Source organism: Flagellimonas ulvae, assembly GCF_049333175.1.
In the GTDB taxonomy this organism is placed as follows: Bacteria; Bacteroidota; Bacteroidia; order Flavobacteriales; family Flavobacteriaceae; genus Flagellimonas.
On record NZ_CP186325.1, the window covers coordinates 3,664,396 to 3,678,994 of the forward strand.

At 39.7% G+C, this 14,599-nt stretch carries 11 protein-coding genes and 2 tRNA genes; 5 read left to right on the forward strand and 8 right to left on the reverse strand.

From position 1 onward, the window contains the following. Positions 1–121: 121 nt before the first annotated feature. Positions 122–1,048: an alpha/beta hydrolase gene (locus tag ACOKFD_RS17090; protein WP_422859018.1), complete on the forward strand. Its 927-nt coding sequence runs from the start codon at positions 122–124 to the stop codon at positions 1,046–1,048. A 57-nt stretch (positions 1,049–1,105) separates the two neighbouring features. Here the strand turns inward: ACOKFD_RS17090 and ACOKFD_RS17095 are convergent, their stop codons facing one another. The 7 genes from ACOKFD_RS17095 to mutS all read right to left on the reverse strand — a co-directional run bounded on the left by ACOKFD_RS17095 (position 1,106) and on the right by mutS (position 7,405). Beyond that, positions 1,106–1,840 carry a collagen-like triple helix repeat-containing protein gene (locus tag ACOKFD_RS17095; RefSeq protein WP_422859019.1) on the reverse strand — a complete coding sequence of 245 codons (735 nt, stop codon included), beginning with the start codon at positions 1,838–1,840 and terminating at the stop codon, positions 1,106–1,108. A 32-nt stretch (positions 1,841–1,872) separates the two neighbouring features. Next, positions 1,873–2,583 carry a collagen-like triple helix repeat-containing protein gene (locus ACOKFD_RS17100; protein ID WP_422859020.1) on the reverse strand — a complete coding sequence of 237 codons (711 nt, stop codon included), beginning with the start codon at positions 2,581–2,583 and terminating at the stop codon, positions 1,873–1,875. 564 nt (positions 2,584–3,147) lie between these two features. After that, on the reverse strand, positions 3,148–3,645 hold the full coding sequence (locus ACOKFD_RS17105; RefSeq protein ID WP_422859021.1) for a hypothetical protein: 498 nt from the start codon (positions 3,643–3,645) through the stop codon (positions 3,148–3,150). Positions 3,646–3,746: 101 nt separating this feature from the next. Beyond that, on the reverse strand, positions 3,747–4,322 hold the full coding sequence (locus ACOKFD_RS17110) for a Crp/Fnr family transcriptional regulator (RefSeq protein WP_422859022.1): 576 nt from the start codon (positions 4,320–4,322) through the stop codon (positions 3,747–3,749). A gap of 228 nt (positions 4,323–4,550) precedes the next feature. Next, a tRNA-Leu gene (locus tag ACOKFD_RS17115) sits at positions 4,551–4,635 on the reverse strand. Positions 4,636–4,673: 38 nt separating this feature from the next. Then, positions 4,674–4,746: transfer RNA gene (locus ACOKFD_RS17120), tRNA-Gly, on the reverse strand. A gap of 73 nt (positions 4,747–4,819) precedes the next feature. Further along, on the reverse strand, positions 4,820–7,405 hold the full coding sequence (gene mutS / locus ACOKFD_RS17125) for a DNA mismatch repair protein MutS (RefSeq protein ID WP_422859023.1): 2,586 nt from the start codon (positions 7,403–7,405) through the stop codon (positions 4,820–4,822). Between the two features lie 151 nt (positions 7,406–7,556). Between mutS and ACOKFD_RS17130 the strand changes: the two genes are divergently transcribed. Then, positions 7,557–8,099 (forward strand): RNA methyltransferase, encoded by a 543-nt coding sequence (locus tag ACOKFD_RS17130; protein ID WP_422859024.1) that lies wholly within the window; start codon positions 7,557–7,559, stop codon positions 8,097–8,099. A 103-nt stretch (positions 8,100–8,202) separates the two neighbouring features. Here the strand turns inward: ACOKFD_RS17130 and folK are convergent, their stop codons facing one another. Then, positions 8,203–9,348 (reverse strand): 2-amino-4-hydroxy-6-hydroxymethyldihydropteridine diphosphokinase, encoded by a 1,146-nt coding sequence (gene folK / locus ACOKFD_RS17135; protein ID WP_422859025.1) that lies wholly within the window; start codon positions 9,346–9,348, stop codon positions 8,203–8,205. 70 nt (positions 9,349–9,418) lie between these two features. Here folK and sppA point away from each other — a divergent pair, with 70 nt between their 5' ends. The 3 genes from sppA to ACOKFD_RS17150 are packed head-to-tail and all read left to right on the forward strand — an operon-like array spanning position 9,419 to position 14,598. Beyond that, on the forward strand, positions 9,419–11,179 hold the full coding sequence (gene sppA, locus ACOKFD_RS17140; protein WP_422859026.1) for a signal peptide peptidase SppA: 1,761 nt from the start codon (positions 9,419–9,421) through the stop codon (positions 11,177–11,179). A 3-nt stretch (positions 11,180–11,182) separates the two neighbouring features. Further along, a complete protein-coding gene (locus tag ACOKFD_RS17145) occupies positions 11,183–11,890 on the forward strand; it encodes a queuosine precursor transporter (RefSeq protein WP_299000643.1) in 708 nt (235 codons plus the stop codon). A gap of 38 nt (positions 11,891–11,928) precedes the next feature. Further along, positions 11,929–14,598, forward strand: a complete 2,670-nt coding sequence (locus tag ACOKFD_RS17150; protein ID WP_422859027.1) for an AsmA-like C-terminal region-containing protein — start codon at positions 11,929–11,931, stop codon at positions 14,596–14,598. The last annotated feature ends 1 nt before the right edge of the window (position 14,599 follow it).

Consider the following 14,599-nt stretch of genomic DNA (forward strand, 5'->3'; position numbering starts at 1 on the left):
CCAAAACGGTAATTGAAACACGACTTGCTAAACCGGTTTTTATGAAGTTATTGAAAAACCTTTTTAAAGGAATATTATTGTTGATGGTGCTTTTGGTGGCTCTCTTTTTTTAGGCCCAAAAGTGGAAAAACCTGACTTGGATACGACTTTACCGAATGTGCCAACGGATTTAAAAGTGCTTGAGAAAATGGTTTTGGCAAGGGAAGAAGGAACGTCAAATATTAAGACGGATAATGAATCCAGAATTATTTGGTATGATAGTATACCTCAAAAAACGGAATATAGTATTGTTTATTTACACGGTTGGTCTGCAAGTCAGGCAGAGGGAGCGCCTTTGCACATACAAACAGCCAAGAGATATGGTTGTAATTTATATCTTCCCCGTTTGGCAGGACATGGTTTGACTGAGAAGGAACCTATGTTGAATTTAACGGCCAATGAACTTATTGCATCAGCAAAAGAAGCCATTGCGGTTGGGAAAAAGCTGGGCGAAAAAGTGATTCTTATGGCAACTTCCACAGGGGGTACTTTGGCATTGCATTTAGCTGGTGGTGATGAAGATATTGCTGGATTGATTCTCTATTCTCCCAACATTGAGATTTATGATCAAAATGCCAAAGTATTGGCGGGGCCATGGGGCCTTCAATTAGCTAAATGGGTCAAGCAGGGGGATTATCACGAATTTGAGGCGAATGCGATAAAAAAGAACTATTGGACCACAAAATATCGGGTGGAAGCCTTAACCCATCTTCAGACATTGGTAGACAATACGATGAAACCCAAAACATTCCAAAAAGTGACCCAACCGGTTTTTGTGGGCTATTTTTTTAAAAACGATTCCATTCAGGATAAGGTAGTCTCGGTTCCGGCTATGCTAAAAATGTACGACCAATTGGGAACTCCACAATCACTAAAGCGAAGAGTAGCCTTTCCTGAAGTTGGAGACCATGTTATTGCCTCAAGCATTACTTCCAAAGATTTAGATGCGGTTGAAAAAGAGACCAATGGGTTCATAACCGAGATTCTTGGTATACGACCTAAAAAATAAAGGACAAAACGACTATGTTCTGCCCTTTGATTTTCTCATAAACAAGGAAGAGTGATTTTACGGAACCTTCAAAGTTTCCAAAACAATAACATTTGCGATTCCTGAAATGTTCAGTGAATTCCCGGTTGGGTTGCCAAAACTATCTTCTGCCACAGTCAAGCTGTACGAAAAGGTCAATCGGTTGGTTTCGGAATCAAAGGTAACATCGGTAAAGCTAAAATCACTGACCGTATTATCAAGTGGAGCAAACCCACCGCTCATGGTAAAGTATTTGTTATCCTCTCCAATAACGGCATAGTTCTCAATGGTAAAAAATGTAAAATTTTCCAACACCTCTTCACTTTCTTCACCAAGATCCTCTATTCTTAAATCAAAGCGAACATAAGAGTCTTGGAGTTCGTCGTCCGGATTACTGAAAAAACGCTGAAACCCTAAATCGTAAATCATGGTATCATCCACTTCACTGATGGTTAAATCATTGAAAAGTTCCAAATCAGTTGCTTCTACAGGAGTAAATCTAAAGGAAGTGGAATCCCTAAAGGCCACATTGTCCGCGCGGGTACCTTCTAGGACCATGGTGATATATCCGTATTGGGCTAGCCCGTTGTACCCAAAACCGTTCTGACCATTTGTGCCATCTGCACCTGGTTCTCCAGCATCTCCAGGGTCTCCATCTGGCCCTTGCTCTCCTACAGGTCCCATTTCACCCCGATTGCCATCTTCGCCATCAGAGCATGAGCCCATCAGCAGGGTCATGGCAATACACAGCATATATAAAATACTATTTCTCATAATTACTTAAATTGAGTGAATATCCACTTTTCTTAGAGGCTCTGCACAGGTTGCAACACGGTAACATCCACGGTTCCGGAAACAGTTAGGGTATTTCCTGAAGTATTACCTTCGCCTTGTACTACAAAATGGTAGGCAAATGTTAGGTTGTTGGTCTCTGGGTCAAATGTGAGATTGGTGAATTCAAATTCGGACGTTTCATTACCGCCCGAAGTAAAGGAATTATTGAGGGTAAAATACTTATTGTCTTCCCCAACCACAGCATAGTTTACAATAGCAAAACTCGCAAACGAGACTGTCTCATTCTCCCCGCCAAGATCAGTGATGGTTAAATTAAAATCGGCATAAGACTCCTGAAAAAAATCATCCGGTGCACTTAAAAAGCGTCGGATATCGAACTCAAACTCGTTCCCGGTGATATCCAGTTGATTGTTAAACGGGATTTCTGTTGCTTCTACCGGAACAAATTTAAAGGCAGTAGAATCCCTAAATGCCTGAAAATCGGGTCTGTTTCCTTCCAAAACCATGGTAATGGTACCAAACCGGGTAAGTTCATCAAAGCCCACACCGTCTGTTCCATCGACTCCTGCGTCTCCGGGAGTACCTGTATCACCTTTCTCACCTTGTGGACCTGTCTCTCCCTGTAGGCCCATCGGCCCATCCATTCCATCCTCTCCTGAGCAGGAAACCAATGCCAAGGCGAGCACCAAGCTGAATACATAAAGTAAATTGAATTTTTTCATAATTTATTGTTTGATATTTTGGGCGAAACTACCAAAAGGGAAAGGGGTTGTGGGGCGTGGTTTGATGGATGCTTCGTTTGAACTAACGGATGTAGGATTCAATTTGATATTAATTTCCGATAGGGTTACCACAATTTGCCTTTGTGAGGGTTTGTAGGCCTAGGCGAAGTAGGAGAGGAGTTTTTTTGGTATTGGTAGAGTATCTTAAAAAAACGACCTAAATACGCGGATTTAGGTTTTAGGCTTACCGTGTGGTAGGTCATTGATACCAAGGAAAAGCCGTTTGCCGTTTTCTACCGTTTTTGGGTTTAAACGGCTCAGGATTTTTTTGTGAACTCAGATGAACTATTTGGGTGGGAAAGAGACCATAGGTTTTGCAAAAAGGGCGTAGCGTATAAAAAAGAGGCTGTCTAGAAAGTGTGGTTTCGTCAACCTGAACTTGTTTCAGGTTCTCTTAAATATTTGTATTCCAGAATATTGAGATTTTGAAATGAATTCAGAATGACAACTTTTATTATTTTTTAGACGACCTTTTTTGTGTAAGATAATAAGGTTAAACAGAACTTATTTTCCATTACCACGCTGGTCTTCCATATAGTTTTTAAACCCTTCTAGTTTTTGCTTTATAGATTCTTCATAATTTTCACCCTTGTACCGTTCAAATGTCTTTTGGGAAATGCCTCGGTACCATACTGTTTCAGTAAGCTCAAGTGGAGTTTTCAAGCTTAGTTCGCGTTGCATGTAAAGTGTTCCTGTAGGCAAGTCGTAGCGTAAGGTATACGATTCGTTTTCAACGATTTCAAATATCTCAACATCATAAATCTGACCCGATTCTGAAATAACCTGACAGCTTTGTCTCTTTTTCAGTTCCTCTGGACAACGGACATCCACGATATTATTATCCCATAATTTAAAACTGGAATAGTCCATAAGGGCATTCCAAACATTTTCTGGGGTATTGTTGATTTCAACAGTGTACGTAAATTGTTTCTTTTGGGCAACTGCTTGATGAATTGTGAAGAAAGAGAGCATAATGAATAGTATAAATGCGTGTTTTTTCATGACCAGTGTATTTAGACGTTCTTGTTTTGAGTTTTACTCTAAAATTCGAATCTAAATCATGAAAAGGCTGTGTCATTTGACACATTAACATTTTTTGAAACCTATGCGGCAGCGAGTTTTCGGCGAATACGGTGTAAGGTTTCTCGGGAAGTGCCAATGAGGGAGGCGAGAATTTGAACGGGAACTTCTTGAACCATTTTGGTATGGTTTTCAAGTAAATCCAGATATCGTTGTTCAATGGTCATTCTCGATTTTTTGTTCGTTTCAATCACCTTGGCGGATAAAATCTGTTCTACAATGCTTTGAATGAAATTGCTGAGTTCCTTGTTTCTAGACTTAATGGCAAGATAACTGTCTCTTTTCAGCTCACAGAATCGAACAGGACTTAGGGCCACGCAATAATCGCTACTGGGAACCTGATTCACAAAGCTATCCATCATAGTCCAACAATAATTGGCTTCCACTATTTTTAAGGTAATCCGCTCTCCAAAATCCGAATAGGTATAATAATGCAGAAAACCTTCTTCAAGAAAATAAACCGCATCCACATCTTGATTGGGTTTAATCAATTCAGTGCCTTTGGGGACTTCAAGGCTTTTACAATGGCTCAGTAAGTAGTCCATATTTTCAGATGAAATAGTACCGAATCCGTTAAAGTATTCCCTTAGCCTTTGCATGTATTAAAGGTACTTATTTTTATAATTATATCTACTTTGTTCTTTAGTGAATCCAAGCAATTGAAGGTGGTTCAGGAAGTGTAGAAATAAAAAAGCCTGAAGTTTCGTTCAGGTTTTAACGTACTCGAGGCGGTCACCGGCATTTGCCGGCAGTAAACACAAGTCCCTTTTGTATGTTCATTTTGTTGCATAAAAAAAGCCCTTACTTCGTAAGAGCTTCTCTCGTTGTACTCGAGGCGGGACTTGAACCCGCACGGCCACAATGGCCATTGGATTTTAAGTCCAACGTGTCTACCAATTCCACCACTCGAGCCAGACTTAAATAAAAAAACGCTGCAAGCAGCGTTTTTGAGCGAAAAACGGGATTCGAACCCGCGACCTCCACCTTGGCAAGGTGATGCTCTACCAACTGAGCTATTTTCGCATTTTAAAGAACATGCACCCTTTTCAAAGATGCGGATGCAAATTTAATACATTTCTGTAAATACAAAAGCATTTTAAGAGGAAGCTTTCTTCTTTTTAGTAAGAAGGCGCTTAATTTCGTTGAGTTTCATAAGAGCTTCCACTGGAGTTAAAGTATCAATGTCCAGATGCAATATCTCATCTTTAATTTCTTCTAAAAGTGGATCATCCAGGTTAAAAAAGCTTAGCTGCATTTCATTAGCCGAAGCTTGTTCGAGTTTATCCGTAATCTCCTCACTGGAATGGGATTTTTCCAATTTCTTTAGAATCTTTCCTGCTTTTTGGACCACTTGTTGGGGCATTCCGGCCATTTTGGCCACGTGGATTCCAAAACTGTGTTCACTTCCACCCGGAACCAGTTTGCGTAAGAAAAACACATTATTTTTTACTTCCTTGACCGAAACACTATAGTTTTTGATTCGGGAAAAAGTCTTGGTCATCTCATTAAGCTCATGATAATGGGTAGCAAAGAGGGTTTTTGCTTTGGCAGGATGTTCATGCAAATATTCTGATATGGCCCAGGCGATGGAAATACCATCATAAGTACTGGTGCCCCGACCAATTTCATCCAACAATACCAAGCTTCTTTCTGAAAGGTTGTTCAAAATGCTGGCGGTCTCGTTCATTTCTACCATGAAGGTCGATTCGCCCAACGAAATATTGTCACTCGCGCCTACGCGAGTAAAAATTTTATCGACTATCCCAATGTTGGCTGAGGAAGCTGGAACAAAACTTCCCATTTGTGCTAGTAAGGTAATTAAAGCGGTTTGACGGAGTATGGCCGACTTACCACTCATATTTGGTCCAGTTACCATAATGATTTGCTGTTCATCCCTATTCAAAATAACGTCGTTGGAAACATAACTCTCCCCTGGAGGAAGTTGCTTCTCAATTACAGGATGACGCCCATCCCTGATTTCCAACGTTGTGGAATCATTCATTTCAGGCAAACTATAGTTGTTGTCTTGGGCTAAACAAGCAAAGCCGCAAAGGCAATCCAACTGGGCCACTAATTGTGCATTTTTCTGCACAGGAGCAATGTATTCCTGCATCCATACCAGCAGTTGCTCAAAAAGTTGTTGTTCCAAGCTATGGATGCGCTCTTCGGCTCCCAATATTTTGGCCTCGTATTCCTTGAGTTCTTCGGTAATATAGCGTTCTGCGTTGACTAGAGTCTGTTTGCGAATCCAAGATCCCGGTACTTTGTCCTTATGTGTATTGCGCACTTCAATATAATATCCAAACACATTGTTGGAGGCAATCTTTAAGGATGTGATGCCCGTTTCTTCCATCTCTCGGGCCAGCATCTTGTCCAAGTAATCCTTACCGGAGAATGCAAGATTTCTTAGCTCGTCTAATTCTTCAGAATATCCTTGGGCGATAACATTACCTTTGGCAATTTGAATGGGAGCCTCCTCATTCAATATCTCTTTTATTTTGGTACGCAAAGCATCACAGGAGTCCATTGCTTTTCCCAATTGTGATAACGCTTCATTATCACTTTCCACCGCAATTTGTCTCATGGGAATTAAAGCTTCCAAACTGTTCTTCAGCTGAATCACCTCTTTTGGGTTGATTTTTCCCGTTGCCAATTTGGAAATTAAGCGCTCCAAATCTCCCATGCCGGAAATCCAATGTCGAATTCTTTCCAGTGAGGTTTCGGCTTCTTTCAAATACGAAACAATCTGATGTCGCTCTCGAATCGTGTCTATATTTTTTAAGGGTAGCGCCAACCATCGTTTCAAAAGTCTTCCGCCCATCGGCGATAAAGTTTTGTCTATGACATCAATGAGTGTTATGGCATTGAGGTTATGTGAATGGTATAATTCCAAGTTGCGAATGGTAAATCGGTCCATCCAAACATAATCTTCCTCAACAATTCGCTGAATTTTGTTGATGTGCTGCAGACGGGTATGCTGTGTTTCAGAGAGGTAATGCAAGACAGCTCCGGAGGCTACTATGCCATCTTTTAAATGGTCAACTCCAAAACCTTGTAAAGAGCGTGTTTTGAAATGTTGGGTAAGACGCTCATTGGCAAAATCATCCTGAAAAATCCAATCTTCCAAAAAGAAAGTATGGTATGTGGAACCAAAATGCTCGGCAAACTCACTTTTATGGCTTTTGGAAATCAGGACTTCATTTGGGGAAAAGTTCTGGAGCAATTTATCCACTTGTTCCAGTGAACCTTGGGAGGTCAAAAACTCTCCTGTGGAAATGTCCAAGAACGCAATACCGAATTTTTTGGGTCCATAGTGGAGGGCACATAAAAAATTATTGCTCTTGGAACTGAGAATGTCATCATTCAAGGCCACTCCCGGGGTAACCAACTCGGTCACTCCACGTTTCACAATGCTTTTGGTTTGTTTTGGGTCTTCCAGTTGGTCGCAAATGGCAACTCGTTGTCCCGCCTTCACTAATTTGGGCAAATAAGTATTCAAAGAGTGATGGGGAAAACCAGCAAGTTCAGTTTTGTCACCCCCATTATTTCTATGGGTAAGTATGATGCCCAAAATCTTAGCGGCTTTGATGGCATCTTCTCCAAAGGTTTCATAGAAATCACCCACTCGAAAAAGCAATAAGGCATCAGGATGCTTCATCTTAATGGCATTGTACTGCTGCATTAAGGGTGTAACTTTTTTGGATGGTTTTTTGGTTGCCAAGGCGAGGGTATTCGTTTAATTTTGTCCAAAATCGGTACAAACGAAAATACCGTTTTCCCCAGACCTCAAAAATTTTTGTTGATATTTTGAATCCTAAAGTTGAAAAGTAAATATGCGCAAACTGCAGAACAGTGAATTGGATAGGTTGAATGTGGAAGAATTCAAACAAGCGGCAAAAATGCCCATGATTGTGATTTTGGACAATATTCGAAGTTTGAACAATATCGGTTCAGTTTTTAGAACTGCTGATGCCTTCCTTGTAGAAAAAGTAGTCTTATGCGGAATTACGGCCACACCACCACATAAGGATATTCGAAAAACTGCATTGGGCGCCACGCAAAGTGTGGAATGGGAATACAGGGAAAGTACTCTGCAAGTAGTTGAAGAATTAAAAAGCAAAGGAGTGCAGACTATTGCCATTGAACAAGCTGAAAAAGCAACCTATCTTCAAGATTTTATTCCGAAAAAACAAGAACGAATTGCATTGATTTTTGGAAACGAGGTAAAGGGAGTTTCCCAGGAAGTGGTCTCCGCCTGTGACCTAGTTTTGGAGATTCCACAATTCGGCACCAAACATTCCTTAAACATCTCGGTAAGCGCTGGGGTAGTGGTTTGGGATATCTGGACGAAATTCAATGCACAAAAAAAGCCCTGAAAACAGGGCTTCAACATATAGTTCGAGTTAGTTAGTTTCTCTTAAAGAGATGGCTAATAAAATAAAACCATTCGTTATATCCAAACATTTTCCAAAAATTCTCTTAAAAACGGGTTAAAAGAATCTTGTTTTCCAGTTGTTCCAAGATGGACTCGTAATCGGATGGTCTGGATACGAAATCCATATCACTTAAATCCAGTATAATGCTGTTTTGCTGGGGATGCCCCTTGATGAAATCCATATAGCCCCGGTTTATTTTTTCCAAATAATCAAAAGGAATGTTCTTTTCATAAGACCTTCCCCTTTTTTTGATGTTTTCCAACAATCGCTCCGTATTTTGATGGAGATAAAGATAGATGTCCGGCTTTTTTACCTCCTTATACATAAAATTGAAAACCTTCCGGTATAGATTAAATTCATCCTCCTGTAAGGTAATTTTGGCAAAAATCAAAGACTTAAAAATATCATAGTCACTCACCATAAAATTTTTGAAGAGGTCAAATTGGGTGGTGTCATCCGTAAATTGTTGATACCTGTCTGCCAAAAAAGACATTTCCAAAGGAAAAGCATAACGAGCTTGGTCTTCATAGAATTTGGGTAGGAATGGATTGTCTGCAAAACGCTCCAATACCAATTTGGCATTGAATTCTTTGGCTATCATTTTGGATAAGGTAGTCTTTCCAGCTCCTATATTTCCTTCAATGGCCAAAAAATGGAGTTGCGCAAACAGCGAACTACGGTCCTTGAAAAACTTTAATGGACTTTTATCCGGCTTTTCACGACCCTTGGTCTGCTGCAGTAGATTTCGAATGTCTTTGTTCTCAATGGGATGGTAATATTGTGGGGCGATATCTGCCAAAGGTTTCAAGACAAAGGCCCTTTTATGCATTTTGGGATGAGGAACCACTAAAGTATCTGTATGGATTACTTCATTGTTGTAAAGCAGTAAATCAATATCCAGTGTTCTGGACTCGTAACCCTCACTCTGTTTGCGCTCCCTTCCAAAAGAACGTTCTATGGAAAGTATTGTCTCTAGCAAACTTAAAGGTTCTAGTTCTGTCTGGATAAGTACGCAAGCGTTTAAAAAATCTTCTCCTTCAAAGCCGTCAGCCGGGGTTTCGTAAATGGAAGAAATCTTTATAACCTTTCCACCTCTACGGTTGATTTCAAAGATGGCTTTTTGGAGCGTGTAAAAACGATTTCCCAAATTACTGCCCAACGATAAATATGCTCTGTGTTCCTTACTCATAATCAGCTTAGCAAAATAAGTAAAACAATACAACATTAGTTATCTTTGACATCGATTAAAATGTTAGGGAATGAAGTTTTTGAGGAATCTTTTAGCGTCTATTTTGGGAACACTATTGGCATTTGGTATTTTGTTTGTCATGTTCTTCATTTTCACGCTGTTGATAGGAGGGGCTGATAATGGTGTTGTGGTGAAAAAGAATTCGGTACTTGAGCTTAGTTTTGTTGAACCCATTGAAGATTATGTAGGGCGTGATCAAGAAGATCCATTTGGCGGTTTATGGGAAGAAGGTATTGGATTGGATGTAATTCTTCATGCTATTGAAGAAGCCGGCAAAGATGAAAACATTAAAGGAATAAGTTTGACCACTAGCTTTCTTCAAGCCGGATTGGCGCAGACTCAAGAAATACGCAAAGCTTTATTGGATTTTAAGTTGTCTGGGAAATTTATTTTTGCCCATTCAGACTTCTTCACTCAAAAGGATTATTATCTAGCGAGTGTGGCCAATAAGGTGTATCTGAATCCAGTTGGAGCTATGGATTTTAAGGGATTGGCCTCCGAAGTGCTCTATTTTAAAGAATTACAGGAAAAGTCGGGAGTGAAAATGGAGGTTATTCGCCATGGTAAGTATAAAAGTGCTGTGGAACCTTATTTGTCTGATGAGATGAGTGAAGAAAATAGAACACAAATCCGCGAGTTGATTTCTTCGATTTGGAATACCATGATAAACGATATTTCCAACTCAAGAAGTATTAATCAGTCCAATTTGAACACTATAGCCGATACCCTAGGAGCTCGAACTCCGAAGTATGCCGTAGAATCAGGATTGATTGATGATGTATTGTACCACGACGAATATGAAGAAATTTTAAAATCTGAATTGGGACTTGAGGAAGATGACAAGCCCAATTATGTTGATTTCTATGACTATATGGATAAGGTGCGGAATAGAAATTTAAAATCTGGCAAAGACAAAGTAGCTGTGATTTATGCCCAAGGTGAGATTTTATATGGGGAAGGAGATAAAGACATTATTGGACAGGGATTAATCAACAAGTCACTGGAGAGAGCTGTAAAAGATGATGATGTAAAAGCGATTGTACTTAGAATTAATTCTCCAGGCGGAAGTGCTTTGGTGTCGGATATTATCTGGCGACAAGTAGAGGTCTCTAAACAGAGTAAACCCGTAATCGTTTCCTTTGGAAACGTGGCGGCATCCGGAGGCTATTATATAGGCGCTGGTGCGGATAAGATTTTTGCGGAACCTACTACCATTACCGGCTCCATAGGTGTTTTTGGAACGGTGCCCAACATAAACGAATTGGCGGATAAAGTAGGGATTAACGCAGAACAGGTGGGAACCAACGAAAACTCGGTGGATTATTCGTTTTTTGAACCCATGACAGATAGTTTTAAGGATGTTTTAAAAGAAGGTATAGAAGAAACTTACGATACCTTTTTAGAAAGGGTTTCCTCGGGTAGAAACATGACGGTTGAAGAAGTAGATGCTGTGGCTCAAGGACGGGTTTGGAGTGGAGTTGAAGCTCAAAAGTTAGGTTTGGTGGATGAACTGGGAGGTTTGGACGACGCCATTGATGCCGCCGCCCAAATGGCAAATTTGGACTATTACGGAATTCGTAAATATCCAAGGTACAAATCAGGTTTTGAAAAGTTTATGGAAGATTTCAGTAGCACAAAGGCTAAAATTGGTGCTTCTGTAATTGAAGAAGAAATAGGCACTGAGGCCTACGCAATTTTAAAAGAATTCAAACAGTTTTCAGAAAAACAGGGCATACAGGCCAAAATGCCCTTTAGATTAAACATCAGATAGGGAATGACGCAAAAAGACAAACGAGTTGCCTTTTCCATCTATTTATATTTAGGCGCTTTGTTCATCACTTCACTGGTGGTGTCCAATCTTATTTTTCAAAAGTTTTTTTATTGGAAACCCTTTGGCGACATCACCATTTTTGGTGCCCCATTGTTTGAAGTATCTGTAGGTATTTTGCCCTATCCACTTACCTTTTTAATTACAGATTTAATTTCTGAGATCTTTGGAAAGAAAAAGGCTAATCAGGTCGTGGTGGCGGGTATTTTTGCCTCTTTTTTTTCATTGGGAATTGTCTATACATCGTCCGCAGTCTCTGCAACAGATTGGTCTCCGGTCTCAGATGCTATGTTCAAAGATGTGTTCGGGAATACCATTGTGGCGGTCTTTGCCTCCATGATGGCTTATTTACTGGCTCAGTTTGTGGATATTCAGATTTATCATTTTTGGAAACGAGTCACTAAGGGCAAATATTTATGGTTGAGGAACAATTTTTCAACCTTTTCATCACAGTTCATTGATACGTTTACAGTAGTATTGTTACTATGCTCCTTTGGTGAAATTCCATGGAGTCTTTTTTATGGATTGGTGATAAGCGGATTTGCTTTTAAGGTTTTTATTGCCTTCTTGGACACCCCTTTGCTCTATTTCTTCGTATATCTAATACGTAGAAGATTTAACTTAAAAATAGGGGAAGAGATACCGCTGGATTAATCCCTTCTCTTTTACTTTGTTATCTCAAATCTTAAAGCATGAAAAAAAAGCTCCTTAAAATCACGGGAATTACTTTGGTGGTTCTTATCGCTTTGGTAGTTGCCCTTCCCTTTTTCCTTCAAGGTAAGATTTCCGACATCCTTAAAAATAAAGTCAATAATAGTATTAATGCCACTTTGGATTTTGAAGAGGCCAATTTGAGTCTTGTCAAAAGCTTCCCCAATGCCCATGTATCGCTTAAGGGGATTGCGTTGACAAACCACGCCCCTTTTGAAGGGGATACCCTTTTTGCATCCGGGGAGGTGGAACTTAAAATGGCCATAAGTGAACTTTTTAAAGGCACTGAGGACCCCATTTCCATTAAAGCTCTAAATATTTCAGATGCACAATTGTCCATCAAAGTAGATGAAGCGGAAAACGCCAACTACGATGTATCCAAAGATACTGGAGGTACAGTTGAAGAATCGGATTCTTCAGAAGGCTTCACATTGGCTCTGGAATCATACAGCATCATCAATACCGGCATTAGTTATGATGATTTTGCGAGTGGGATGCATTTGGAGATTACTGAAATGAATCATGCTGGGTCTGGAGACTTGTCGCTGGAAACCTCTGAGCTGAAAACGACAACGGATGCTTTGGTCTCTTTTGAATTGGACAGTACACGCTACTTGAATAAGAATAAACTCTTTTTGGATGCTTTAATAGGTATCGATTTAGCGAATAATAAATACACGTTTCTGGAAAATAAAGCTTTGGTCAACCAACTGCCACTAGTTTTTGATGGTTTTGTTCAGGTGAACGAAGACAATCAGGAAGTAGACATTAGCTTTGCTACGCCCTCTTCCGATTTTAAGAACTTTCTGGCCGTGATTCCTGAAGCGTACTCAAAGAACATTGAAAATGTCCAGACTACAGGTGAATTCAAGGTAAATGGTGAATTCAAGGGTATTGTGGATGAAGAGCATATACCAAAGTTTTCCATTCAGATGAATTCCAACAATGCATCTTTCAAATATCCTGATTTACCACAAACCGTAAGGAACATAATGATTGATGCCGTGGTTGAAAACAAGACTGGAATTACGGAAGATACCTTTGTGGACATCAAAAAACTTTCCTTTGCCATTGGTCAAGATAGGTTTAATCTGAGGTCAAGAATTACGGATTTGTTGGGGAATACCAAGGTGAATGCTCATGCGGATGGTAAAATGAATTTGGCAAATTTAGCGCAAGCCTATCCCGTGCCTGAAGATTATAATCTAAAGGGACTTTTAAACGCTGATGTTACTACAGCTTTTGATATGGCTTCAGTAGAGAACAAACGCTATGAGAATACTAAGACCTCTGGGAATTTGGAGCTAAATGGTTTTGAATATGATAGCGAAGAATTGAATAATCCAATAGCTATAAACCAAGCTTCATTGACTTTTAATCCTGAAACTGTTTCTCTCAACTCCTTTGACGGTAAAACGGGTCAGTCCGACTTTAAGGCTTCCGGTACTTTGACCAATTTATTGGGGTATCTTTTCAATAAAGAGTCCATTGAGGGCAATTTTGATTTGACTTCCAACACATTTGCTGTGAATGATTTTATGGTAGATGGTGATGAAGAGGAAAGTACTGGAAATACAACAGAAGGTGAAGCAGTAATGAAAATACCTTCCTTTTTGGATTGTACCATTAATGCCAAAGCAAATACGGTACTATATGATAACCTGAGTTTAAGGAACGTTCAGGGAACTTTATTTATAAAAGACCAAAAGGCCACATTGCAGAATCTACAATCCAATCTTTTTGGAGGAATTCTCGAACTACAGGGTGCCGTTTCAACAAGAGAAGAAAACCCTTCATTTGATATGATTTTAGGAATGGATGGCTTTAATATTGGAGAATCTTTCCAAGCGTTGGAGTTATTCAAAGCAGTTGCTCCAATAGCTAGTGCCTTACAAGGAAAATTAAATTCAGATATCAAGATTTCCGGTTACCTTAAAAAAGACATGACTCCCAATTTAGCTTCCCTTTCAGGGGATATCTTAGCAGAACTTATGGCAACTCAGGTAAATACCGAAAAAGCTCCATTATTATCTGCGTTTAGTGGACAATTAGATTTTCTTGACATTAAAGACTTGAATTTGGATAATCTGAAAACAGCGCTAAGTTTTGATAATGGTGAAGTGCAGGTCAAACCTTTCACAGTGAACTATAAAGATATTGCTGTGAACGTTTCTGGAAGTCATAACCTTCAAAAAGAATTGCAGTACCAAGCCACTTTAGACGTACCTGCCAAATATTTAGGGAGTCAAGTAAACAATCTCATTGCCCAACTGGATGAATCGGATACGGAAAACCTGACCATTCCGGTTGTGGCCAATATTGGAGGGAGTTATGCCAACCCAACTGTTAAAACCGATTTAACTTCAGGGGTGAGTAAGTTGACAAACCAACTGGTAGAGATTCAAAAACAAAAATTGCTCAATAAAGGAAAGGATTCTGCCAAGGATTTGCTGTCCAATGTTTTGAGTAAAGAGAATGATTCAACAGGAACAAAAAAATCAACAACAGGAGAAGTGCTGGGCAGTTTGCTGGGAGGGTCTGACAAAAACAAGGATTCAACAAAAACTGAAGAAGATCCTGTAAAAAATACAGCTAAGTCGCTTTTGGGAGGACTATTAGGTAAAAAGAAGAAAAAGGATTCGGTCAAATAAT

Coding starts and splice junctions, on each gene's coding strand:
- folK (WP_422859025.1), bottom strand. CDS start 9,348: ATGAGTAAGGAACACAGAGCATATTTATCGTTGGGCAGTAATTTGGGA.
- ACOKFD_RS17150 (WP_422859027.1), top strand. CDS start 11,929: ATGAAAAAAAAGCTCCTTAAAATCACGGGAATTACTTTGGTGGTTCTT.
- ACOKFD_RS17100 (WP_422859020.1), bottom strand. CDS start 2,583: ATGAAAAAATTCAATTTACTTTATGTATTCAGCTTGGTGCTCGCCTTG.
- ACOKFD_RS17130 (WP_422859024.1), top strand. CDS start 7,557: ATGCGCAAACTGCAGAACAGTGAATTGGATAGGTTGAATGTGGAAGAA.
- ACOKFD_RS17105 (WP_422859021.1), bottom strand. CDS start 3,645: ATGAAAAAACACGCATTTATACTATTCATTATGCTCTCTTTCTTCACA.
- mutS (WP_422859023.1), bottom strand. CDS start 7,405: ATGCAGCAGTACAATGCCATTAAGATGAAGCATCCTGATGCCTTATTG.
- ACOKFD_RS17110 (WP_422859022.1), bottom strand. CDS start 4,322: ATGCAAAGGCTAAGGGAATACTTTAACGGATTCGGTACTATTTCATCT.
- sppA (WP_422859026.1), top strand. CDS start 9,419: ATGAAGTTTTTGAGGAATCTTTTAGCGTCTATTTTGGGAACACTATTG.
- ACOKFD_RS17095 (WP_422859019.1), bottom strand. CDS start 1,840: ATGAGAAATAGTATTTTATATATGCTGTGTATTGCCATGACCCTGCTG.
- ACOKFD_RS17145 (WP_299000643.1), top strand. CDS start 11,183: ATGACGCAAAAAGACAAACGAGTTGCCTTTTCCATCTATTTATATTTA.